General features: G+C 33.9%; 24 protein-coding genes and 1 pseudogene. 13 read left to right on the top strand and 12 right to left on the bottom strand.

The window, feature by feature from the left end; translation table 11 throughout:
- Positions 1-5: 5 nt before the first annotated feature.
- Complete coding sequence (locus HPY60_04425) at positions 6-1,145, bottom strand: N-acetyl sugar amidotransferase (protein NPV50427.1); 1,140 nt, start codon at positions 1,143-1,145, stop codon at positions 6-8.
- 26 nt (positions 1,146-1,171) lie between these two features.
- Positions 1,172-2,596, bottom strand: a complete 1,425-nt coding sequence (locus tag HPY60_04420; protein NPV50426.1) for a hypothetical protein — start codon at positions 2,594-2,596, stop codon at positions 1,172-1,174.
- 84 nt (positions 2,597-2,680) lie between these two features.
- Between HPY60_04420 and HPY60_04415 the strand changes: the two are divergent.
- The 7 genes and pseudogenes from HPY60_04415 to HPY60_04385 all read left to right on the top strand — a co-directional run bounded on the left by HPY60_04415 (position 2,681) and on the right by HPY60_04385 (position 9,524).
- Positions 2,681-3,378, top strand: a pseudogene (locus tag HPY60_04415) (acylneuraminate cytidylyltransferase family protein).
- A gap of 3 nt (positions 3,379-3,381) precedes the next feature.
- Positions 3,382-4,428: an N-acetylneuraminate synthase gene (gene neuB / locus HPY60_04410; protein NPV50425.1), complete on the top strand. Its 1,047-nt coding sequence runs from the start codon at positions 3,382-3,384 to the stop codon at positions 4,426-4,428.
- Complete coding sequence (gene neuC, locus HPY60_04405; protein ID NPV50424.1) at positions 4,425-5,570, top strand: UDP-N-acetylglucosamine 2-epimerase (hydrolyzing); 1,146 nt, start codon at positions 4,425-4,427, stop codon at positions 5,568-5,570. Before neuB ends, neuC begins: the two co-directional genes overlap by 4 nt.
- A gap of 142 nt (positions 5,571-5,712) precedes the next feature.
- Positions 5,713-6,855, top strand: a complete 1,143-nt coding sequence (locus HPY60_04400; GenBank protein NPV50423.1) for an N-acetyl sugar amidotransferase — start codon at positions 5,713-5,715, stop codon at positions 6,853-6,855.
- Positions 6,856-6,933: 78 nt separating this feature from the next.
- A complete protein-coding gene (locus HPY60_04395; protein NPV50422.1) occupies positions 6,934-7,362 on the top strand; it encodes an acyltransferase in 429 nt (142 codons plus the stop codon).
- Positions 7,363-7,364: 2 nt separating this feature from the next.
- Positions 7,365-8,495 carry a DegT/DnrJ/EryC1/StrS family aminotransferase gene (locus HPY60_04390; protein ID NPV50421.1) on the top strand — a complete coding sequence of 377 codons (1,131 nt, stop codon included), beginning with the start codon at positions 7,365-7,367 and terminating at the stop codon, positions 8,493-8,495.
- Complete coding sequence (locus tag HPY60_04385; GenBank protein NPV50420.1) at positions 8,496-9,524, top strand: polysaccharide biosynthesis protein; 1,029 nt, start codon at positions 8,496-8,498, stop codon at positions 9,522-9,524. It abuts the gene before it with no gap.
- On the opposite strand, the gene HPY60_04380 is transcribed toward HPY60_04385, so the two are convergent.
- The 3 genes from HPY60_04380 to HPY60_04370 all read right to left on the bottom strand — a co-directional run bounded on the left by HPY60_04380 (position 9,510) and on the right by HPY60_04370 (position 12,463).
- Entirely contained in the window at positions 9,510-10,892 is a 1,383-nt protein-coding gene (locus tag HPY60_04380; GenBank protein ID NPV50419.1) for an oligosaccharide flippase family protein, read from the bottom strand. The genes HPY60_04385 and HPY60_04380 overlap by 15 nt on opposite strands.
- A gap of 316 nt (positions 10,893-11,208) precedes the next feature.
- On the bottom strand, positions 11,209-11,376 hold the full coding sequence (locus HPY60_04375; GenBank protein ID NPV50418.1) for a hypothetical protein: 168 nt from the start codon (positions 11,374-11,376) through the stop codon (positions 11,209-11,211).
- Between the two features lie 55 nt (positions 11,377-11,431).
- A complete protein-coding gene (locus tag HPY60_04370; protein ID NPV50417.1) occupies positions 11,432-12,463 on the bottom strand; it encodes a DUF354 domain-containing protein in 1,032 nt (343 codons plus the stop codon).
- A gap of 102 nt (positions 12,464-12,565) precedes the next feature.
- Here HPY60_04370 and HPY60_04365 point away from each other — a divergent pair, with 102 nt between their 5' ends.
- Positions 12,566-13,489, top strand: coding sequence for a UbiA family prenyltransferase (locus HPY60_04365; protein NPV50416.1), 924 nt, complete (start codon positions 12,566-12,568; stop codon positions 13,487-13,489).
- Positions 13,490-13,493: 4 nt separating this feature from the next.
- Here HPY60_04365 and HPY60_04360 read toward each other — a convergent pair whose 3' ends face one another.
- A complete protein-coding gene (locus tag HPY60_04360; protein NPV50415.1) occupies positions 13,494-13,838 on the bottom strand; it encodes a DUF86 domain-containing protein in 345 nt (114 codons plus the stop codon).
- Positions 13,828-14,127 (bottom strand): nucleotidyltransferase family protein, encoded by a 300-nt coding sequence (locus HPY60_04355; protein ID NPV50414.1) that lies wholly within the window; start codon positions 14,125-14,127, stop codon positions 13,828-13,830. The genes HPY60_04360 and HPY60_04355 overlap by 11 nt, the downstream gene beginning before the upstream one ends.
- A 125-nt stretch (positions 14,128-14,252) precedes the next feature.
- On the opposite strand from HPY60_04355, the gene HPY60_04350 reads away from it, so the two are divergent.
- On the top strand, positions 14,253-15,677 hold the full coding sequence (locus HPY60_04350) for a ribulose-bisphosphate carboxylase (protein NPV50413.1): 1,425 nt from the start codon (positions 14,253-14,255) through the stop codon (positions 15,675-15,677).
- Positions 15,678-15,688: 11 nt separating this feature from the next.
- On the opposite strand, the gene HPY60_04345 is transcribed toward HPY60_04350, so the two are convergent.
- Together HPY60_04345 and HPY60_04340 are read right to left on the bottom strand one after the other, a co-directional pair.
- Entirely contained in the window at positions 15,689-16,000 is a 312-nt protein-coding gene (locus HPY60_04345) for a nucleotidyltransferase domain-containing protein (protein NPV50412.1), read from the bottom strand.
- Complete coding sequence (locus HPY60_04340) at positions 15,973-16,356, bottom strand: HEPN domain-containing protein (protein ID NPV50411.1); 384 nt, start codon at positions 16,354-16,356, stop codon at positions 15,973-15,975. The genes HPY60_04345 and HPY60_04340 overlap by 28 nt, the downstream gene beginning before the upstream one ends.
- A 181-nt stretch (positions 16,357-16,537) precedes the next feature.
- Between HPY60_04340 and HPY60_04335 the strand changes: the two genes are divergently transcribed.
- Positions 16,538-17,086, top strand: coding sequence for an ArsR family transcriptional regulator (locus HPY60_04335; protein NPV50410.1), 549 nt, complete (start codon positions 16,538-16,540; stop codon positions 17,084-17,086).
- Positions 17,061-17,537 carry a HEPN domain-containing protein gene (locus HPY60_04330; protein NPV50409.1) on the top strand — a complete coding sequence of 159 codons (477 nt, stop codon included), beginning with the start codon at positions 17,061-17,063 and terminating at the stop codon, positions 17,535-17,537. Before HPY60_04335 ends, HPY60_04330 begins: the two co-directional genes overlap by 26 nt.
- A gap of 11 nt (positions 17,538-17,548) precedes the next feature.
- Here the strand turns inward: HPY60_04330 and HPY60_04325 are convergent, their stop codons facing one another.
- Genes HPY60_04325 through HPY60_04315 form a run of 3 tightly spaced genes read right to left on the bottom strand, consistent with a single transcriptional unit; the run spans position 17,549 to position 20,396 of the window.
- Positions 17,549-18,904, bottom strand: a complete 1,356-nt coding sequence (locus tag HPY60_04325; GenBank protein NPV50408.1) for an NADP-dependent malic enzyme — start codon at positions 18,902-18,904, stop codon at positions 17,549-17,551.
- 9 nt (positions 18,905-18,913) lie between these two features.
- Positions 18,914-19,510: a fumarate hydratase gene (locus tag HPY60_04320; GenBank protein NPV50407.1), complete on the bottom strand. Its 597-nt coding sequence runs from the start codon at positions 19,508-19,510 to the stop codon at positions 18,914-18,916.
- A gap of 4 nt (positions 19,511-19,514) precedes the next feature.
- On the bottom strand, positions 19,515-20,396 hold the full coding sequence (locus HPY60_04315) for a fumarate hydratase (protein NPV50406.1): 882 nt from the start codon (positions 20,394-20,396) through the stop codon (positions 19,515-19,517).
- Between the two features lie 335 nt (positions 20,397-20,731).
- On the opposite strand from HPY60_04315, the gene HPY60_04310 reads away from it, so the two are divergent.
- Both HPY60_04310 and HPY60_04305 read left to right on the top strand, forming a co-directional pair.
- The gene (locus HPY60_04310) at positions 20,732-22,717 is read left to right on the top strand and encodes a CoB--CoM heterodisulfide reductase iron-sulfur subunit A family protein (GenBank protein ID NPV50405.1); all 1,986 of its coding nucleotides are present in this window, start codon (positions 20,732-20,734) and stop codon (positions 22,715-22,717) included.
- A 5-nt stretch (positions 22,718-22,722) separates the two neighbouring features.
- On the top strand, positions 22,723-23,139 hold the full coding sequence (locus HPY60_04305) for a hydrogenase iron-sulfur subunit (GenBank protein ID NPV50404.1): 417 nt from the start codon (positions 22,723-22,725) through the stop codon (positions 23,137-23,139).
- The last annotated feature ends 2 nt before the right edge of the window (positions 23,140-23,141 follow it).

The following is a 23,141-nucleotide window of genomic DNA, read 5'->3' as shown; positions in this document are numbered from 1 at the left end:
ATAGACTACTTTTTTTTGTAAATTTTGTAGTATAAATTTTTGATGTAGGCCCAGAAACTAGATTTCTCATAAGAGGGATAATCCCAAAACGTTTTTGTTTTAGCATTCATAATTTGATTGAATTGATCTTCCTCGATTCCAAATTTATTTATGAAAAACTCCTTATCTTCTTCTAGTAATTCAATACTTGGGTATGGATCTTTTGTAAGTTCTTGTAATGCGTAATCCCTTGTAATTTGATTGGATATTATTAAACTTGATAGGTGTGCTCTTCTTTTGTCAAAATTAAATTTAACAGGTAGAATGTATCCTTGAAAGAATCTAGTGTATATGGATTCATAGTGCTTTCCGCCGTAATTTCGCCAATCTAATTCTTTTTCAATAATATTTACTGCATCTTTTTTGACGTAATCAATATAATTTAAGAGATGGACCCATTTGATTTTTCTTATTTTCACATCTATAAAGAGATCAAGCATGCTCTGATGCGGAAAAGTTTTTAGTTTTTTTGATCCGAATCTTTTTTGGATATTCTTAATATATTTCCAGTCAGAGTGCCCATGAGACCACAAAGCAGGCAAAATTGATTCAGTTCCAAGATTGGTACCGGCTAGTATATATTTTACATTGTGCTTTCTTGCAACTTGGTAAAGGGCAGAGCATATTGCATGGTCAGTTGGTATCTCTGAATCGGGTGTGGATGCCTTTAAGAATGCCATTTGTAAATCCTTAAATTCATCCCAGTCTATGACATAAGTGTAAAGGTCTATACCCAGATTCTTTACTATATTCTCAATATTTTTAACTGACAACTCTGAGTTCCAGCCGTTGTCCAAGTGTACTGCAAGAGGTCTTAATCCCAATTTTACAACTATGTATGCCGCATAGGTACTATCTGTACCCCCACTCAAGCCAATTACACAGTCATATTTCTTTCCTTTGCCTTTTTCTTTGATTTCTTCTGCTAATTTCTCTAGTGATTTCTTCTTTTCATCAGGACTAAGTGAATATGGGGGCATATTCATTAGTAATTCGGCACGCTTGCAGTGGTTGCATACTCCATTTTTATCAAAGACTATCTCTGGATCAGTTGTGTCCATAACACATCTTGTACATATCTGGTAAGGTCTTTCTTTAGTAATCATTAATACACCTAAAAATACATAAGGAGTTACAGCTTAGTATCATTCATTATTTTATCTAATGCTTTTTTTAAGCTTTCTTTATGATTTTTGGCATAAAATCCTTCATGTAACTGTTTTATTTCTTCTTTTGATTTAGGGCCCCAAGTTTGTATTAATTTAACAAATTCTTCAGGCGTGTCTACAAATCTTGTTACATCCGGATTAGATAGTATTTCAGAATAATATTTTTTTGATTCGTTCTTAATGTTGATTAGAATGTTTGGAACACCCAAAGCAGGCGCTTCTATTGCACAAGTCGAGTATACCGTTGAATGAAAATCAGAATATTTGATAGTTTGATACACGTCAAGGTCTTTTATAATAATTATGTTCTTTGGGAAATAATAATTACTATAATCCTTAGTTATGTCTCTTGGTATAAAAATAAATAGAACTTCAGGGATTAAGAGAGCAGATTCTTTGAGAAATTCTATTAATTCAGCTTCTACAGTATACTGAGAAGAAACGGCTATAATTTTATTGTATATGCCCCTATATTCTAAAAAATTAGAATCAATTTCTAATGGAAGCTCATATTCATTATTAATAAAATCAATGTACATGTTCCCAGTAGGGAACACATTTTTTTTATCAATAAAATAATTATTTTGAGTAAATATTTTATTCATGTTGCCCCCTAATACAAAAAGATATTCTGGAAAAAAAGACTTATCTAGATCAACAAATAGATTATATGCTGGATGTTTAGAATCAATGCTACCGTGTTGTAATTCAATGACCTTAATCCCACAAGTCCTAGAGGCATGAATCAACGATTGGTATATGGTATCATAATAACTACTTATGAAAATTAATTTTGGTTTGTATATCTTTAAATAAAATTTGAATATATTTGTGTATACAAAAAATTTATTTGAAATACTATTGTAGTCTATATCCAAGCCGTATTGGCTATTTATTTGCTTCAATATATTTTCATTTAGAATTAATAATCTTTTTTTAAATGGATAAAAATAACATAAAAAACGGAATATGTCAAGTGAGATAATGTTTTTATTTAATCTTTGAGATAATTTAAAATGAAATCCTGAAGCGGGATTTTCTACTAACAAAGTATTATTTTCACCAAGAAATTTAATAATAGAATGAGCTAGTTTATTAAAATATTTATTGTCAATTAATCGTAGTTCCATTGTATCAGAGAAAATTAAATAATCGTATCTTCTAAATAAATTCGTAAATCCATAAAATATATTGTTGAGCCTATTTTTTTTATTTGATAATGAAATACATTCTTGTTCTGGAACATCCAATATATATTTATTTAAATAAGCAAATGCATAGTGAATTCTAAGGAATGGCCAAATTTGTGTATCGTCCACTTTAATTGAACTAACATCAAATTCAGTTTCAATTTTTTTTATAAATTCTATATCATCCATATTATTCATTAGAAATTAAAATATAGATAAGATATATAAATTTATATGGAGAGATTATAATATAAATAATATATATTTTAATGGGGCAGTCCTATGAACAAGAGCCGACAAATAATTTGTTTAATACCTGCACGAGGTGGCAGTAAAGGCCTAAAACGTAAAAATATAAAATTATTTGCAGGCGAACCGTTAATTGCTCATACCATTAAAGCGGCTATTAACTCTAAATTAATTGATAAAGTTTATGTTAGTACGGAAGATGAAGAGATATCCCAAATATCCAAGAATTACGGTTCATTAGTTATCAAAAGACCAAAAGAACTTGCGAGAGATGAAACAAAAACAATTGAAGTTCTAGTGGATTTTTTAAATAATCTCAATCTTAATAATGATAAAATAATTATTCTTCTTCAACCGACTTCTCCATTAAGAACTACAGAGGACATAGATAATGCTATTCGGATATTCTTAGAAGGTAAATGTGAATCTGTTATAAGTGTTTGTAATCTTAATCATTCACCCTTATGGTCTTTTAAATTAGAAAATAATTATTTAAAATCCTTTTTTAATCAAGATTACTTAGAAAAAAGAAGACAAGAATTACCGTCTTTGTATACCCCCAATGGCGCAATCTATATTTCTACTCCAAAAATTTTAAATCAATATTTAAGTTTTTTTGAGATAAGATTATTCCATATCTTATGCCTTTTGAAAGAAGTATAGATATAGATTCTGAAGAAGATTTTAACTTGGCAGAAATCATATTTAAATATAGGTTAATCCAAACATAATTAATGAAAAACTTTAATATTGATGGGAGCCTAGTAGGGGATAATTCCAGATGCTACATCATTGCAGAAGCAGGGGTCAATCATAATGGCGATGTAAATATTGCTAAAGAATTAATATCAGAAGCCTCGAGAATTGGTGCAGATGCAATAAAATTTCAAACTTTTTATGCTGATGATTTACTTATAGAGAATACCGGAAAAGCCAATTATCAAAAAACAAATGAAAATGATAAAGAAACTCAATATGAAATGATTAAAAAACTAGAATTAAATCAAGATGATTTCATTGAACTTTATGAATATTCCCTACGAAAGAATATTACTTTTTTATCTTCTCCGTTTGATCTAAAAAGTGTCGACTTTTTGGATTCTACTGGTATATCGGCATTTAAAATAGCTTCAGGTGAAATTACAAATATACCATTAATTGAACATATTTCATCGAAAAAAAAGCCGATTTTACTTTCAACAGGTATGTCTAATCTAGATGAGATAAGAAGTGCAATTAAAGCTATCAAAAAAAGTATAGATAATATAATACTTTTACATTGTATATCTTCTTATCCCACCAAATACGAAGACGCTAACTTAAGAGTAATAAAAACTTTAAAATCTGAATTTAATTTACCTGTTGGATTCTCTGACCACACTATTGGTATTACAGTTCCGATTGCAGCAGTTGCCTTAGGTGCTTGCATAATAGAAAAACATTTTACTATAAGCAAGAAATATGAAGGCCCAGACCATAAAATCTCATTAGATCCAGAAGAATTTAGAAATATGATTGATAGTATAAGAATTGTGGAAAAAGCTTTGGGGAATGGAGTAAAAGTTCCGACTAATGAAGAGGAAGAAATGAAGAAAATAGTTAGAAAAAGTATTGTTTCAAAATATGACCTTGCAAAAGGAACCATAATAACTAAGGATTTAATAGACATAAAAAGACCTGGTATAGGCATTGAATCAAAATATATCCAAGATATACTGGGGCGAAAAACTGTAAAAGAAATAAAAAAGAATCAATTATTATCGTGGGACTTGATATCGTGAAAAGAAAAATTCTTTACATAACTGGTTCTAGAGCAGATTATGGCTTAATGCAGTCAGTTTTAAAAAAAATCGATTCCCATCCGAACCTAGAATTAGAGATAATAGTTACGGGTATGCACATTATGAAAGAATTTGGAATGACTATAAATGAAATTAAAAAAGATAATTTTAAGATGCGTGTCATAGAGTCTATATACGAGAAAGACAACAAAGAATCAATGGCAATTTTTATTGGAGATTTAATCAAGAAATTAGTAGAGGCCATAAATAAAATTAAACCGGATTTTATACTTCTTTTGGGAGACAGGAGTGAGATGCTCGCAGGCGCAATAGTCGGTGCCTATTTATCTATACCAGTGGCACATATACATGGTGGAGAAATAACTGGAAATATAGATGAATCGGCTAGACATGCGATAACTAAGTTATCAAATATTCATTTTGCAGCAACTGAAAAAAGTGCTGAAAGAATAATTAGAATGGGAGAAAATCCAAAATATGTTTTCATTGTAGGGGCTCCAGGATTAGATGACATATTAAACAATCAGCTAATAGAGTCAGAATTAATTTCTAGTAAATACGGACTAGAATTATCCAAGCCTCTAATATTGGTTATTCAACATCCTGTTACCTCAGAAATTAAAGACACATCTACTCAAATTCGTGAAACTTTAAATGCTATTTCAGAATTAAATTACCAAACAATTGTTATCTATCCAAACTGTGATGCCGGTGGAAGAAAAATAATTGATGTTATTAAAAAATATAAAAATAACAATAAGATAAAGATTTATGAAAATATTCCGCGAAACGATTATTTAGCTATATTAAAAACAGCAAGCGTAATTGTGGGGAATTCGAGCAGCGCTATAATTGAAGCTCCTTCTTTTAAAATACCAGTAATTAATATAGGGTCAAGACAAAAAAATAGAGAGAGGTCTAAGCACATTATTGATACAGATCATAATAAAGAATCGATTAAAAATGCTATTATTTATGTATTGGAAAACAATGATTTCAAAGAAAGTATGAAATATATAAGAAATCCGTATGGAGATGGAAAATCAGGAGATAGAATAGTTAAAATTCTATCTGAGATTTATATTAATAATGATTTACTTATAAAACAATTTAAAGATTAGAGGTACATTATTGCCATATGTATTGTAAAATAGATTTTTTGTCCTAAATTTATTAATTAATATTAAATAAATCAAATATTTGTCCAATATAATCCCATAATACTTATAAATCTAAAATTAAATAAAAAATAAGGTGTTTATTATGATACGATGCAAAAAATGCGTTATGCCGGATACAAAGCCGGGTGTAGTTTTAGATAAAGAAGGAATATGCCAAGCTTGTAGGCATTCCGAAAAAAAGGCTAAAATTAATTGGGATAATAGAATGGACGAATTGAAAAAATTGTGTGATAAGTATAGGGGCATAAATGGCGATTATTATGATTGCATAATAACTGTTAGTGGGGGGAAAGACAGCCATTTTCAAGTTTATATAATGAAAGAAGTAATGAAAATGAATCCGTTACTAGTAAATGTGGATAATTTTGGTTGGACTGAAACTGGAAGGCATAATTATTATAATATGAGCGATGCTTTTGGTTGTGATATACTTTCTTTATCCTTGAACCGAAAAATTGCAAGAAAAATGTTGAGAAAAGCTTTTGAAAAATTAGGGTCTCCGACTTGGTATTGGGACAGAGCAGTTTATGTTTACCCAATTAGAATTGCAATCAATATGAATATTCCCCTTATTGTCTATGGAGAAAATGTTGCAGTCGAGTATGGTGGAGTTCAAAAAGAAGAGAGTTATAGTGCCAAGGATCAAATTAATAACGATGTCGTTAAACCGGTAAATCTTGAAGAATGGATTGGCGACGATATAAAAATGAAAGATTTGTACACTTGTGTTTACCCAACAAAGGAGGAAATTGAGAAATCTAAATTAGAGCCCATATATTTAAGTTATTTTGTTCCTTGGGATGGATATAAAAATTATCAAATAGCCAAGAAATATGGATTCAAATCTCTAGGCGACACAGGAGAATGGAAAAGAGAAGGTTACATCGAAGATTATGATCAGATAGATGCACTTGGTTATTTGGTGCATCCATGGCTTAAATATCCAAAATTTGGATTCTCTAGATCTACTGATGTTTGCTGTTACTGGATTAGAAGTGGCAAAATTAGTAGAAAAGAGGCCATAAAATTAGTAGAAGAAAATGACCCAAAACTTGTTGATCCAAAAGCACTAAAAGATTTTCTTGAATTTACGGGATATACAGAAGAAGAATTCTGGACAATCACAGAAAAATTCATTAATCCAAAAGTATGGGAAAAAATTGGAGAACATGAATGGAAATTAAAGGACTCCGAAACAGAACAGATTCTAAAAATTCCACTTTAATTATTTTTTCATCAATTTAAAGCTTAAATTTAAAATGTATTAAGCTAATTATTTTTTATCTTTATTGGGGGAATTAATATGAGATTTAAAAATTGGATTCCGCCAGTTATTGAAAACGGAAAATTAACAAAGTATAATTGGGTAGTCCAAAATTCAAATAATTTTCAGTTGGGATACAGGACGGATATCGGGGCCTTCAGTTATATTAATGCAAAAAATGGGGTTACAATAGAAGATTATGTTCAGGTAGGATCTCATTGCTCAATCTACTCAGTTTCTACTATAGATAATAAAGAAGGCAAAGTTATATTGAAGAAAAATTGTAGAATTGGTAGTCATTCTACTATAATGCCAGGAGTAACAATTGGAGAAAATTCAATAATTGGTGCTTATAGTTTTGTTAAAGATTATATACCTCCATCAGTTTTAGCTTATGGCGTTCCCGCAAAAGTTATAAGAAAACTATCAGAAGAAGAGTTAGAATCTATGGTGAAAGAGTTAGACTAACTATGGGCTGGAGAATACCACTATTTAAGATATTTTGGGATCAAGAAGATGTTAATAGCATCACAGAAGCTATTAAATTGGGAATGTACTGGACAGAAGGTCCAAATGTTGAGAATTTTGAAAAAAGAATATCCGAATATATAGGTGCAAAATACTGCGTTACTTTCAATTCTGGGACTTCTGCCTTGCACAGTTCTCTATTGTCCTATGACATAAAAAACGGAGACGAAGTTATAGTTCCATCCTTTACATTTATTGCAACAGCAAACGCCCCTCTTTTCGTGGGGGCAAAGCCTGTATTTGCAGATATCGAAGAGGATACATTTGGTTTAAATCCTGAGGATGTTAATGAAAAAATCACTGATAAAACAAAAGCTATAATCCCAGTTCATTATGGTGGATGCCCCTGTAATATTAAAGCTTTAAAAGAAATAGCAGAAGACAACAAATTAATTCTTATAGAAGATGCTGCTGAGGCTTTTGGTGCAAGAATTAAGAAGCAAAAAATAGGTACTTTTGGAGATTCTTCAATGTTCAGCTTTTGCCAGAACAAAATAATTACTACCGGTGAAGGTGGGGCAATTACTACTAACTCAAAAGACATATATAATAAATTAAAATTAATCCACTCTCAAGGAAGATCCGAAATAAAGGACTACTTTTTTTCCACTAATACTGCAGACTATGTTAGCCTAGGCTATAACTTCAGAATGTCAAATATTATCGCTTCTTTGGGGATATCACAAATTTCTAAAGCAGACAAATTAATAGAGCAAAGAAGAGATAATTCAAAATATCTAACTTCTAAGCTAAAAGATTATAATGTTAAGTTTATTAATCCCCCAAAAGATTATTTCAACGTTTATCAATTATATACGATTAGAGTTGATAAAACTTTGAGGGATAAACTCATGGGATACTTAGAGAAAAAAGGTATAATGACTAAGATTTATTTTTTCCCGGTTCATAAAACACATTTTTACAGAGATGTTTTAGGATATAAGTGTAACTTAGAAATAACGGAGAATTTGTCAGAAGAAGTTCTTACCTTACCTATGTTTCCCTCATTGGAAAAATTATATATGGATATAATTTCTCGAGAAATAAAAAATTTCTTTAAGGAGATTGAATAAATGGACGAAATTAAAAATTATTACAAAAATAAAATCATACTTGTTACAGGTGGGGCCGGTTCAATTGGAAGTCAACTAGTGAAAGAACTTTTAAAATTCGGCCCTAAATCAATAAGAGTATTAGACAATAACGAAACAGGAGTATTTGATCTTGAAAGAAATCTAAATAATAATTTAATCCGTCCTTTTATAGGGGATATAAGAGATAAAGAAAGATTAAAACGAGCTGTTGAAGGCACACAAATTGTATTTCACGCTGCTGCTTTAAAACATGTCCCCTTGTGTGAATACAATCCATTTGAAGCCATAAAAACTAATGTTATTGGAACACAAAACTTAATTGAGGTTTCAATTGATGAAAATGTCGAAAAATTTATTACTATTAGTACCGATAAAGCAGTAAATCCCATTAATGTTATGGGTGCAACAAAGTTGCTTTCTGAAAGATTAACAATTTCTTCAAATTATTATAAAGGTGAAAAAAGTACCGCTTTATCTTGTGTTAGGTTTGGTAATGTATTAGATACAAGAGGATCAGTTATCCCCACTTTTAGAGATCAGATATTAAACGGAAATGACATCACTATCACAGACCCAGAAATGACAAGATTTATCATGAAGATCTCAGAATCTACAGGCCTAATTTTGAAAGCCGCTAAATTGGCACAAGGAGGAGAGATTTTCATATTAAAGATGCCAGTTGTAAAAATATCTAACCTTGCAGAAGTAATGATTGAAAAACTAAGATATCCCAATTCTAATAAAAATTCAGGGACTAAAATAATAGGAAAAAGAATAGGGGAAAAATTATACGAGGAACTTATGACCGAAGAAGAATCAGAAAATGCCTATGAAGACGAGTATATGTTTATTGTAAAACCTCCTATTCTAGAAATAGCTGAAGATACTAATTACGAAATGCCCAATAATTTTAAAAAAACAACTCTTAAAAACTACAACTCAAAAAATATGCCCCTATTAAGTAAAGAAGAAATAAAGATTTTAATTAATGACTCAATGCCTAAGTAAATTTAAGAAAAACTTAATCTCTTCTTTATTAATTCCTTTTAGGAGATATATAATCCCAAAATACAAAGCAGCACTGACCCCTATTGTAAATAGCAGATCATTAAGATTTATGGGGCTTAGGTAAAAAATCAGTGATGACATTATTACAGAAGCAAGAATACTTTTGATAATGAAACTAAGATTAAAATCAAATCGGATGTACTTTACACAATAATAAATTGTTATGATAAAATTAATTAAAAATGCTATTAAAGTAGTCAAAGCTGCCCCGTTTATCCCAATAAAGGGCACCAATAATAAATTCAGCGAAAGATTTACAATAGCCGATACAGACATTGCTAAACCAGCTATTTTTGTCTTATTATTGATAATTAGAATATTCCCGATAATTCCCTGAAGCCCATATATGAGATAACTAACAGCTGTAAAAGGTGTTATTAAGTATCCAATCGATGCAATCTCAGAAGTTGAAAGAATAGTCAATATCGATTTTGAAAGAATCGACAAACCAAAAACGGAAGGTATTGTAATCAAGAGATAGTACTTCATTGAATATTTTAGAATTTTCTTAACTTGCTCTATATTTTTTTCATCAAAGTACTTTGATAAAACTGGAGGCAATATGAAAGAGAAAGGAGAAGCAAACATTAGAATAAAAGATCCAACTGTATAGCCAGGCGCATAATACCCAACAAAGGCCGTCCCCAAAAAAATAGTAATAATGTATCTGTCACTGGAGTTGATTATCCAATTTGAAAAGTTGCCCGGTAACAAAGGAATACTAAATGATATATACTTTTTGATGTTAGTGAATTTTGGGATAGAAAATCCTATTTTATGCACAACTACTCCCATCATTGAAACGAATACTAACACTTTAGAGATTAATAGGCCAAGTACTGCGCCATAAATTTCATACCCTAGAAAAACAAAATAAGATGCAAAAGAGACAGTTAGAATCATATCTAACAATAGGAAACTAGAGTGTAACCTAATTTTTTGTAATACTCTAAATACGTTCATAGGGAGGTCGATTAAACTTTGGATAAATAGAATGAAAGGTAATATTATGGTCACTGCTAAGTTTCCATTGAACAGTATTTTTGATATTGGAACTGCAAATATAAAGAATAACAAAGATACTAATCCGCTTAGCATCACAACTATCGCCGAAATGGAGTAAAATCCCTCTTGGAATTCTTTTTTATCCTTAGTTGCAGCAAGAAATCTTACTATGGCAAAAGGAAGCCCTAGTCCAACTATCGGTGGGATTAATCCTATTGTGGCGTTGACCTGAACCCAAACACCATATTCTGAAACTGGCATATTTTTGGTCAAAATAGGCACTAGAAGAATTCTTATTATCATAGAAAGGACGCTTGTTATTCCAATTAGTCCTATTCTTTGGGCAAAAAGTTTGTGTTCCTTAGCCAAAGCCTCACTTATTTTTGTTTACACTTTGACATATTTATATATCTATTTAATATTGAATTAATCTGAATATAGCTAAAGAATACCTATAAAATTTTGTATTTCTCTCGTATTTTCTTCAAAGTTACTGGAAAACTAATACTCTATTTTTGATTAAAATCTCTTCTGATGCCATATATTTGGTATATTAAAAATCATGAATTTAATAAAATGAGATATTATTATGTGAATATACTAATTTTGGATAGAACTATTAGAATCTAATAAAAGCAACTAAACATCCAATCAATACCACGATGGAACTTAGAGCAAATCCAAGTCCAGATATCAAAGGATTGCCTAAAACATTACTCTGAAACATTACGATTCCAACTATGCCTATAACAGCTAGAATGCTCAAAATCATTGTTTTTTTATCCATACTTTCCACCCCAATCTTGTTATCCCTCACCCTCGCTTACATATAAATCTTTGTTTTACTTGAATATCTTATCTTCAAAGAACTCAATCATAAAGGATGTCACATCTATCTTGTCATTTAGTAACTTCTCTCTTTCCTGTCTCCATTCACTAACTTTATCATTTTTAATTAATTCAGCTAAAAGTGACATTGCCGAGCTAGTCTCTTTGAAGCAATGGAGTAACCCATACTTTTTCTCCAGTTCTTCGAAGTTTCCCATTGTCCCAAGAAGGGGAGAGATATAAAAACTTGGCACCCCCAAAATAGCAGATTCAGAGGCCATAGTTGCTCCTTCTCCAAAGTAAAGGGAGGAATGCGCCATTAAAGTGTGAATTTTTGCAGGATGGGCTTTTATTGTATATTCTTCAAACGTCTTATCATCGTACTCAGAACTTAAGAAAACTCTTCCATGATCCCTTAATAATTTAATAATTTTTTCCATATACTCCTTAGTTATACCTTTATAGCCGATGTCATGGCTTGCCTGCCAAGAAACAGATCTTAGGAGGAAGTATCTCTCCTTCTTTTTGATATCTAACTCTTTCAAAAATCCTTTTTCTTCTTTAAACCAGTTGGGGTGTAAATATGCCAGCTCATGGTATCCGTTATACCTCACATGCCTTTTCCCAAAATCTTTTAAGAAGCATGTCGGCGTTAAAACAAAGTCTGAAAAGGGCACAGAAAGTTTATTTATCAGAGATGCATGCTCAGTGTCAGTAAAAAGAACTGATTTTGATCCAATAACTCTCGAAACTTGCGTTACATAAGGGCTTCCAATTCCGGTCAATACATCAGGTTTGAATTTCCTAGATATTTTCAATAGTTTTAGATCATTTGACAATAATCCCATGGCCTTGTTAAATAGCCCTTTTTTATTAATGCCCAAATCTATAAATTCAAACCCGTAATAATTAAGCAGTTCAAAAACACTTTCCTTTCTCCTGGCAGTTACTAATACTTCATGATCTCTCTTTTCCATCTCCCAGATGAAATTCTTAAAAAAATGAACATGTGCCGGATGACCAATATCTATAAGGATTCTACTCAAAAATACCCTCCCTCTTTAAGTATAGTTATATATATTATAATCATTACCAATGAATCTATTTAACCAAATCATTTATAAATACTTATCATATCGAAAGAACTCATGAAGAGAGAAGCGCTGATATATAATTCTGCTACACTAAATCTACCAAAAAACACCCTACAGTTTCTTTTTGGCGTCATACTTTTTGCAATGGCCGGGGGAGATTACAACATTTTAACATGCATTGTTGCAGCATCAGGCCTTGGAATTGGGCTGGGTGCAATATATCTATTCAATGATCTAACAGATGTAAAAGAAGACAAACACAACTCAATGAAGATCCGGTGGAAGGCCGTTGCAAACGGCACAATGTCAAGAAAAGAATCAATCACACTAATCAAATTGTTTGCTATTTTAGGTACCGCACTAGCATTTCTCTCTGGATTAAATTTCTTTATAATATACATTCTAGTAATTGGTTTAAATCTATGTTATTCCCACCCGTCAATTAGGTGGAAGAATAGAAAGACCCTCTCAGTAATTACAATATCATTACTACAAGTATTAAAGTTCTCAAGTGGCTGGTTCCTATTTACAAATACACTAGAAGGATTCCCAATAATGTTTGTGATGGCTATAGCAATCGGCTATGCATTGATGTTTATCTACTACAAGAACAACACCCAAAACTTAATTCACCTAGTTAGAGAGGATAAGAAAAGAGTGTTGCCATTGTCTCTAGCATGCTTAATTCTGTTGGTCACATCTTTTTTGATATACACGTTTCCTGCAATATCCTTAATGGCTCTAGTTCTAGGGGTTCCAACCGTAGGATTATATTTCTTATCTAAAAGGTACATAGGAACATCAGTAAACGTTGCCTTCATGTATGCTGGATTAGTGATACTGCTCCTATCTTTCTTGCTTTTATCAACCCCCACAGTCACAGCGATTAATCAGAATATGATAGATCAAAATGCAACTGTAAGGGAACAGTTGAGGATTAGTGTTGAAGAGATTATTACAGGCTTTTCTGGGAGATAAACAATTATTCGACATCTTCACTTATTTTTTCAATCTGTTCTTTTAATTCAGGAATTCTAAACTTTATAGTTTCCCAAACAATCCCTAAATCTACCCCAAAATAGGCATGAATTAGTCTGTCTCTCATCCTCGTGGGATCTTTCCAATTTATATCGGGATATCTGTTTTTGAAATCTTCAGAAATATTTTTAGTTGCTTCTCCAATTATTTCCAAATTTCGGATAACTGCGTCTATTGATTTCATATCAGAACTAAAATCTTCAAAATCAATATCTTGGATATACTCTTCAATTTTATATATTGCTTCTAAGATATCATCGATATAGAGTTTTTCGTCTCTAAGAGACATAAGATACTTCCTTCAGGATTCTATTTTTTATTCTGTCCTTTAGTGCAGGTCTTGTTACTATCTCAACATCTATACCAAACTTCTCTTTTAGGTAGTCTTCCATGTCAAAAAGTTTAAAAAAGTCTATTGGCCTCTCAAAGTCAACAAGTAAGTCAATATCGCTGTGTTCGGTCTGTTCATTTCTAGAATAAGAGCCAAAGAGCCCTACATTAGAAACGCCATATCTTTGTTTTAAGTATGGTAGTTCTTGTTTTAAGACTTTGATTACCTCTGCCTTTGTTTTCATCAATTGGTATATACTTCAATACCATATAAAAAATTAACTAATATATACATCAAGTATAATCTAATTCTAACGGGCAAATTTTATAAGTTTAGAGACCTATAAGAATAAGGTTGAGTAATATGACAGGAATGAATAAAGAACAGTTAATTAAGACACTTAACATACACCAAAAGGGATATGTGAATTTTGACATACCTAATCCTAAAAATGGAGAATACCTACTTTCAGTTTTTCACTTAATATCCGGAGGAAGCCTAAATATGCTTCAAGCAGCGGCAGAAGTTGCGGCAGAATCCTCCACTGGTACAAATTTTAATGTTAAAACAGAGACACCATTTTCAAAGGAGATGAATGCCCTAGTTTATCAAATTGATCAAGATAAAGGGCTTGTATGGATCGCCTATCCGTGGAGACTATTTGACAGGGGCGGAAACGTACAAAATATATTGACGTATATAGTTGGAAATGTCCTTGGGATGAAGGAAGTAAGTGCATTAAAATTGCTTGATGTATGGTTTCCCCCGGCAATGCTTGAACAGTACGATGGGCCTAGCTATACTTTAGATGATATGAGGAAATACCTAAATGTATACGATAGACCAATACTTGGGACCATTATAAAACCGAAGATGGGGCTAACTTCAGCGGAGTATGCAGAAGCTGCTTATGATTTCTGGGTCGGGGGTGGAGATTTTGTTAAAAATGACGAGCCACAGGCAAACCAAGATTTCTGTCCATATGATAAGATGGTGAAAAATGTCAAAGAAGCCATGGACAAAGCGGTCAAGGAAACAGGGGAGAAAAAAGTTCATTCCTTTAATGTTTCTGCTGCAGACTTTGACACTATGATTGAAAGGTGTGAACTCATAAGAAATGCCGGATTTGAGCCAGGAAGTTACGCATTCTTAATTGATGGAATAACAGCCGGATGGATGGCAGTCCAAACCCTAAGAAGAAAGTATCCAGATGTATTCATACACTTCCATAGGGCGGCACACGGTGCTTTTACCAGACCGGAAAACCCTATAGGATTTTCAGTATTAGTTCTCTCTAAATTTGCAAGACTTGCTGGTGCATCAGGGATCCATACTGGGACTGCAGGTGTTGGGAAGATGAAAGGCAGCCCAGAAGAAGATATAGTTGCTGCAGTTAATATTTTGCATTTTAAAGATAAAGGGCACTTCTTTGAGCAGGAATGGTCAAAAATATTTGAGAATGACAAAGATTCCGTAGCTCTTGCTCAAGCGGATACTGCGCACCACGTTATTTTAGAAGATGATAGCTGGAGGGGCATGAAAAAATGCTGCCCGATTATCTCTGGAGGGCTAAATCCAACTTTACTAAAGCCTTTCATCGATGTAATGGGAAATATTGATTTCATTACAACAATGGGGGCAGGTTGCCACGCACATCCTAGGGGAACAACAGCAGGTGCAAAGGCACTCGTTCAAGCATGCGAAGCTTACCAGAAGGGAATTGACATCAAAGAATACGCCAAGTCACACAAAGAGCTAGAAGAGGCTATTGAGTTCTTCTCGAAAGGAAAGAAGTAAATATTGAATAATTAAAGGGGGACACCTTCTAGTGAGGCCTGCTGGACAGTTCCCATCTGATTTTTTTTCCTTTCATATTCTTCAGGGGTATAGCAAAGTGCATCTAGATGTCTCTCACCATCCCAAAGGTCTTGCATCAAAAAGAGCCTAGTTAAGAAAGGAATCCCTATAAATTTCTTACTAACAACTATAATGTCGTAATCGCTTGTGATAAGATTATCTCCTCTCGCCCTTGAACCGAATAGAAGTACTATTTCAGGGGAGTACTCATTTTTTATCAGCTCTACAAGTTCCTCTAGGCTTCTAGCTCTTTTTCTATCCATTTCAAAACCTCCCTTGCCCCGTCAATTCTCTGGGATGCAATAGTTTTATCATACATTTCATAAGGTAATTCATCTGAAGCATCTGGATATCTTGACATGACAAAATCCAATGTGGAATTTCTTAATATTAACATAAGAGAATTTGGAACTTTACATGCATTTCCAAGAGTTACTAAAGAATGGGTGAAATCTGCAGGCTTTCTATTTTTCTTTAAGTGCAGTGCTTTTAATCCCTTCTCAATGGATTGTTGAAATAAAAATGCAACCATATAATATTGCTTTTTCTCAAACAGAATTTCAGCCACTGAAAAATCCTTTTTTGCCTGAAGCCACCAGAGTTCAATTTCCCTTCTCATGACACAGTTACTTAAGAAATATAGTTATTAAAACTTATGGTAATAGAAAGTTTATTTACTTTAAATTAAATAAAAAAATATAATTTATTTAGGTGGCATCTCTATTTTTATTTTAGCGAATATTTACATATGATTAGTTTAACAAAAAGATTTAAATAATCTTGTAACAATTTTGTTACATATGTTACAAAATTGTAACGAATATGATATAGTTCTCACCCTTCTTAAGAAAGAAAGCCATATTAGGGAAATAGCTAGAAAGCTAAAGACGAATCAAACCCTAATTAAAAGAAGGCTTGATTGGCTCTACAATGAAAATTTAGTTGATTATAAGGTAGAAGGAAAGAACTACGTCTACTTTATTAAGAAAAATCTTGAAGCAAGAAGTTTTGCAATAATGGCTGAGAGTTACTATCTAATGTTGTTTTTGAAAAAATACCCCAAACTAAAGAGTATAATAAAGAAAATAATAGACAAAGAAAATATCGACATGGCAATTTTATTTGGATCATATGCTAAAGGCACTCCTTCAGAATCAAGTGATATAGACATTTATATAGAAACAGAGGATTACAACATAAAAAAAGAAATTGAATCAATAGACTCAAGATTAAGCGTTAAAATTGGGGAATACGATAGAGAAAACTTATTAATAAAAGAAATCGAAGCAAATCATATTATTATAAAAGGAATTGAAAGATTCTATGATAAAAACAGATTTTTTAGCTAAGCTTTTTGATGAGAAAAAGATTCAGATCTTAGAGCCAAGTGAGAATCTTAAAAATGCTTATCTAAAAAGGTCTGAAGAATCTTTAAGTTCTTCAAAGATTTTAGCCGAAGCAGGAAATCTAAATGATTCTATCGCTTTGACTTACTATTCAATGTACCATTCTGTTCTAGCTCTGTTTTATCGAATTGGTTTAAAATCTGAAAATCATATTGCCAGTATAATGCTTCTAAAATCTATATTTGGCATCGATACATCATCACTAGAACGCGCAAAAAGAGAAAGAATAGACAACCAGTACTATGTAGATTTTCATATTACTAAAGAAGTTACTTTTGAAATGATCAAGGTGGCAGAATCTTTTAATTTAGAAATTATTGATTTTATAGATAAATTGAAAGAAAAGGAAATAATAGAATATAGAAACAAATTAGTCTTGATGTTTAATAAATAAAAAAATATAATTTATTTAGGTGGCATCTCTATAATGCCGTGCTTCATCAACATGTGAGTTTCGTCTCTTGCTTTTTTGATGATGTTCTCAGCAATCTCGTAGAGCTCATTCTTATTGTATTTAACTCTTGCAATGCCCTGTTCAATTGCCTTCATACCAACTGCAACAGCTTCTCTTGGGAATACCTCCCACTCACTCATCTTTGGAACTATGTACTCATCAGATAGGCCTTTGTCCTCGGCAGTCTTAGCAATCTCAAATGCTGCTGCGACACACATCTCATCAGTTATTGTTTTGGCTCTGACGTCTAACGCACCTCTAAAGATCCCCGGGAATACAATTGAGTTATTTATTTGATTTGGGAAGTCACTTCTTCCCGTTCCGACAATTCTAACTCCTGCCTCTTTTGCTTCCCATGGCCAGATCTCTGGCATTGGATTTGCAGATGCGAATAGTATTGCATCTGTCGCCATACCAGTTACCTCTTCTTTTTTTATTGTGTCTGGCCCAGGTTTTGATGCTGCGATACAGATGTCGGCCCCTTTAAGCGCCTCTTTTATCCCACCAGCTCTCTGCTCTTTGTTTGCATTGACGCATAGATCCCATTTGAAGGGATTGTTTGTTTTGTCTGCTTCAAGGTCATCCCTATTTGCATTTAATATTCCTTTTGAATCTACGGCAACGATATTCTTTTTATTTGCACCTGAGGCAACTAAGACCCTTGAAGTTGCTATGTTGGCCGCTCCTGTTCCAACTAATACAATATTTGCCTCATTTAGCTTTTTACCAACGACCTTTAGGGCGTTTATCGCTCCTGCAACTTCAACTGTGGCTGTACCCTGCTGGTCATCATGCCAGACTGGGATATCCATCTCTTTATCCGCTCTTAATTTATCCAAAATGAAGAAGCACTTGGGCTTTTCAATGTCCTCTAGATTGATTCCACCAAATGTCGGCTTGATTAATTTACAAGTTTCAATTAGTTTGTCGGGATCCCTTGTGTCAAGGCAAATCGGGTATGCATCCACGCCTCCAAGATATTTGAACAAAAGAGCTTTACCTTCCATTACTGGCATTGCGGCCTCTGGCCCAATATTTCCAAGACCCAATACCCTTGTTCCATCTGAAACTACGGCAACTGCGTTTCCCTTGTTTGTGTGATCAAAAACAGTATCTTTATTTTTGTTAATCGCTTTGCAAGGCTCTGCAACCCCAGGCGTATACCATATAGCAAAATCACTGAAATCCCTTATACATACTTTTGAAACGATTTCAATCTTTCCCTTGTAAAAAGGGTGGAGTTTCATAGCGTCTTCTGCAGGTTTTGATGCTTTTTTAATCAAATCTTCTTTTGATAATTTTTCCATAATCTCACCTTAAATCTTTAATATCTCCTTCGCCTTCGGTATGTTCTTTTCAACTTCCTTTTCCACATCAGCATAAAGGCTATTTCCGTGCGCATCAATAGCAACTGTGAGCGGGCCAAATTTCTCGCCAACTAATACCCACAAAGCCTCTGGCATCCCAAGCTCGTACCACTCTACGCCCAAGACTTCCTTTATTCCTTTTGCGGCAAGTACTGCAGCACCACCTGTGATTGCAAGGTATACGCATCCAAACTTTTGCATAGCATCTACTGTTGGCTTTGACATACCCCCTTTACCTATTATGGCTGAAACCTTAAACTTCTCGATGAACTCCGGTTCAAGAGAGTTCATTCTAGTTGAAGTAGTTGGGCCAGCAGCAACTGCCCTCCATTTTTCTCCATCTTTTGCCATTATAGGCCCACAGTGGTAGATTGCAGCCCCCTTGAAATCATAGGGGATTTTTTTTCCTTCCTTTGCATACTCTAAAGCATGCATATGGGCCTCATCTCTTGCGGTAAAGAAGATCCCATTAAGGTAAACAGTTTCTCCAACCTTTAACTCTCTAACAGTTTTTTCATCAAGTGGTAAATTTAATATCTTTTCCATATTATCACCTCTTGTAGGTCAGATGCTCTACCCTCCCGTCTCTGTAAATTCTAGCAGTTGCTCTCCTTCCTGCCCAGCACTGGACATTTATTGCAACGGGGAGTGAGGCTGTATGGCAGTATCCAAGCTCGGCATTTACACCAAGCACGGTAGTCTTTCCACCAAGCCCCATGACCCCAATACCTAGGGCATTAAAAGCTTCAAAGAGCTCTTTTTCCAAAGTTGCCACAGCAGGATCAGTGTGCCTCTGGTCAATTGGCCTAAGCAAAGCCATCTTTGCAAGCTTTATTGATATGTCAGCACTTCCCCCTATACCAAGGCCTATTATTGTAGGTGGGCACGGCTTTGAACCTGCACCAACAACTGTGTCAAGGGCAAACTTCTTTATACCCTTCAGTCCGTCAGAAGGATTTAACATTGCAACTCGGGACATGTTTTCACTTCCTGCACCCTTTGGCATTGCAGTTATTTCTATATAATCAGCATCAATTGGCGTGTAATTAACATAGGGCATGTAATCCCCGACATTGTCCCCTGGATTCTTTCTTGTCAGAGGGTGAACGGCGTTTGGCCTCAAAGGAACAGATTTTGTGGCTTCTCTTACGCCATCAATAATAATGCTAGGCAGTCTTTTCTCAAGTTTAGGATTTCCAACATCTCCAATCTTCACAAAGAATATGTGGACGCCCGTATCCTGGCATAGCGGAGTAGAAGAATCCTCAGCCATCTTAATATTCTTTATTATGGCTTCTAGCTGGGCCTTTGCAGGGCCTTCCTCAATTTCGTAAGCCTTTTCTAAGGCATTTTTGACATCTAAAGGAAGCTTTGTTGAAGAGTCCTTTAGAAGTTCAATTATGGTGTTTTTTACTAGGGTTTCATCTATCATTTAATCCCCCGAAAAATAGAGTTCCGTATACACATTGTTTTTTCGCTTTAAAAAGATTATTGTTTAGACAAATATCGATAATATTTTGTTCATTTGTATAAAAAATGTTAATTTTTGTAATAAAAAAATCAAATATTCTTAAAATATTATACAAATTTTCATTTTATAGAAAATACAATGAATGTCTTACCCGGTAAAATTAAAATATTTGCCAATTTTATCCGAAAATAATTTTATTTAATAATTATTATTTGGTCTTAGCTGTATTATATAACCAAAACATTTAAAACCTAAAAAAATATATTAGTAGTACAAAATTAGAGAGATGACTTTTAATGGCTGCTAACTCTTCTTCTCCAAGAGTAGGTGTTTTTGTTTGTCATTGTGGTTCCAACATCGCTGGGACAGTTGACGTGGAAAAAGTAGCAAAAGAGATATCTAAAATGGAAGGCGTAGCATATGCTGGGACTTACATATACATGTGTTCTGATCCCGGCCAAAAACTTATGAGGGAAACTATTGAAAAGGAAAAACTTGACCGCGTAGTAGTTGCAGCGTGCTCACCAACCCTCCATGAAAAGACCTTCCGAGTTAACTCAAAAAATGCTGGACTTAATCCTTACCAATGTGAGATTGCTAACATAAGGGAGCACTGTAGCTGGGTGCATGAAGATAAGGCCAAAGCTACCGAAAAAGCGATAAAAATTACTAAAAGCATTGTGGAGAAGGTCAAAAATGATATCTCTCTTAATGACATTGAAGTTCCAATTATTAAGAACGCAGTTGTGATAGGCGGAGGAGTTTCTGGGATCCAGGCAGCGCTTGATATTGCTAACGGAGGATACAAAACTTACCTCATTGAAAGAGACTCTTCTATTGGGGGAAAGATGGCAAAGCTATCTGAAACTTTTCCAACGCTTGATTGCTCTCAGTGTATCCTTACTCCTAAAATGGTAGAAGCTGCAAACCACCCAAATATTGAGCTTTTGACATACTCAGAGTTGGAAGGTATCAGCGGGTATGTTGGAAACTTCAAAGTGAAGATAAAGAAAAAACCTACTTCAGTAAACTGGAATCTTTGTACCGGATGTGGGGATTGTTATAGTAAGTGCCCCGTAAAGGTACCTTCGGAGTTCCAGGAAGGTCTTTCTAAAAGGACTGCCATTTATACCCCATTCCCTCAAGCCGTTCCAAATAAACCTGTCATTGATAGAGAAAATTGCCTTTATTACACAAAGGGCATATGTAAGATTTGTGAGAAGTTTTGTAAGCTCGGGGCTATTGATTTTGATATGCAGGAAGAGATTATTGAAGTTGATGCTGGCGCAGTTTTAGTTGCAACAGGATATCAAGAGTATCCCCTTGAAAATCTTTCAGATTATGGTGGGGGCAGGTACCCCAATGTTATAAGTGGCCTTAAGTTTGAAAGACTCTTATCTGCATCAGGACCAACAGGCGGTGAGATTGTAAGACCCTCAGATGGAAAGCCTGTAAAAGATATAGTCTTTGTCCAGTGTTCCGGTTCAAGGGATGTTGAAGAGCACAAGCCTTACTGCTCTAAGATATGTTGCATGTACACTGCAAAACATGCCATGTTGTTCAAGCATAAGGTCCATGATGGAAATGCGTACGTCTTCTATATTGATGTCAGGACAGCAGGAAAAGATTATGAGGAGTTTTATTACAGGACAACAGAAGAGGATCATGCGCTTTACACAAGGGGCAAAGTTTCAAAGATTTTTGAGGATGGCAATAAGGTAGTTGTCTGGGGAGTTGATACCTTAACAGGTAAGAAAGTCGAAGTTAAGGCCGACCTTGCAGTTTTGGCAATGGCGATTGAACCTTCATCTGGAATAAATGAAATTAAACAAAAACTAAAAATCTCATTAGATGAAAATGGATTTTTAAAAGAAGCACACCCAAAATTAAGGCCGGTAGAAAGCATGACATCTGGTATATTCTTTGCCGGTACAGCTCAAGGCCCAAAGGACATACCTGAATCAGTTTCTCAAGCAGGTGCTGCAGCATCAAAGGTCCTTTCTATGTTTTCATCCGACTTCCTTCATAAAGAGCCTTTGATTTGTGAAATAAACGAGGATATATGTAGCGGGTGCGGTGTATGCATTACCCTATGCCCATACGGAGCATTAGAAGCTGAAATTAAAACTCAAGATGGAAAGGAAGTTAAGAGATCAAAATTAAATGAAGCTCTTTGTCAAGGGTGTGGCACTTGTGCATCAGCATGTCCAAGTGGGGCAGCTACAATGAAAAATGATGAATCAAAAAACATGTTTAAAATGATTGAAGTAATACTGGAGTAGATTTTATGGAAGATTTTGAACCTAAAATTATTGCTTTTCTATGCAAGTGGTGCACATATGCAGGGGCAGATCTTGCAGGAGTTTCAAGATTAAAATTTTCCCCAAATGCAGTTCCTATAAAGGTGATGTGTTCTGGAAGAGTCGATCCATCTTTTATCTTAGATGCCTTTGCCAAGGGTGCAGATGGAGTTCTTGTCGGGGGGTGTCATCCAGGTGACTGCCATTATGCTCAAGGTAATTATAAAACACTTAGAAGGGTAAAACTTCTTAAAATGCTTTTGAAAGATATGGGATTAGAAGAGGAGAGGCTACGACTAGAATGGATATCGGCCAGTGAAGGAAACAAGTTTCGAGAAGTCGTAAATGATATGGTCGTTAAAATAAAAGAGATTGGGCCATCTCCACTCAAAATGGAGGAATAAAA

The organism is Methanofastidiosum sp. (assembly GCA_013178285.1).
GTDB lineage: Archaea > Methanobacteriota_B > Thermococci > Methanofastidiosales > Methanofastidiosaceae > Methanofastidiosum.
This window is presented reverse-complemented; position numbering and strand designations above follow the sequence as displayed.